Here is a 1,143-nt window from a genome sequence, read left to right on the forward strand (position 1 = left end):
TCTACACCTTCATCAAACTGACCTCGCCCCCGCCCAAGCCCATCATCTTTGACGGCAGCAACAGGGACGTCTGCGAGGTGACCCGCAACAGGACCAACACGCCGCTGCAGGCACTGGCCATGCTCAACGACCCGCTGGTGCTGGAAGCATCCAGGGTATTGGCGGCGGACCTGGTTTCCAGGCATGCCGACCCCGGGGAAGCCATAGGGGAGGCGTTTGCAAGGATCATCTGCAGGGAACCCAAAAAAGAAGAGGCCGAAATATTAATGGATTATTACGGGGAAGAGCTGCAGCGGTTTGAGCAGCGTCCCGAAGAAATATCCAAAGCGGTCAGTATCGGCGATCATCCCCTGGGGGACAACAGCGGAAAGGCCGGAACGGCCGCACTGATGCAGGTCATTGTGGCCATATACAATGTTGAAGAAGCGATTACCAAAACCTGATATGGAAAAGGAAAGATTAGAAAGCGGATTAAACGAAAACAGGAGGAAATTCCTTTCCAGGCTCAGTCTGGGCATCGGGAGTGTGGCTTTGGGCTCACTGCTGATCCCGGACCTGTTTTCCGGGAAACCGGGGCCGGATACGGACAGACTGATGTCCGGGGTACCCCATTTTGCCCCGAAGGCCAAACGTGTCATTTACCTGTTCCAGAACGGGGCCCCGAGCCAGCTGGAGTCATTTGATTACAAACCCCTGCTGAACAGACGGGTGGGGGAGGAACTTCCCGAATCCATAAGGATGGGGCAGCGGCTGACCGGCATGACGTCGGGGCAGTCCTCCTTCCCGCTGGTGGGCTCCCATCACGGGTTCCGGCAATATGGCCAGGCAGGTGCCTGGATAAGCGACCTTTTCCCCTATACGGCAAAGATCGCCGACGACATCTGCATCGTGAGATCGATGCATACGGAGGCCATCAACCACGACCCCGCCCTGACCTTCTTCCAGACGGGGGCACAGGTGGGGAACCGGCCCAGCATGGGTGCCTGGCTGAGTTACGGGCTTGGCAGCGAGAACAGCAACCTGCCCGGTTTCTGCGTGCTGCTTTCCCGGGGGAAGGGCAACGGCCAGGGGGTCTATTCCAAGCTGTGGACCAACGGCTTCCTGGATTCCGTCCACCAGGGGGTGCAGTTCTCAAGCGGCGAC

General features: G+C 58.4%; 2 protein-coding genes. Both read left to right on the top strand.

Annotation, left to right across the window (positions count from 1 at the left end; all coding sequences use genetic code 11):
- Positions 1-443, top strand: a 443-nt coding sequence (locus ACFPFU_RS25625) for a DUF1553 domain-containing protein (RefSeq protein ID WP_377069599.1), incomplete at its 5' end; no start/stop codon positions are given.
- 1 nt (position 444) lies between these two features.
- The coding region (locus ACFPFU_RS25630; RefSeq protein ID WP_377069601.1) for a DUF1501 domain-containing protein at positions 445-1,143 on the top strand (699 nt) is incomplete at its 3' end.

The sequence above is a fragment of the Negadavirga shengliensis genome (assembly GCF_042652345.1).
GTDB lineage: Bacteria > Bacteroidota > Bacteroidia > Cytophagales > Cyclobacteriaceae > Negadavirga > Negadavirga shengliensis.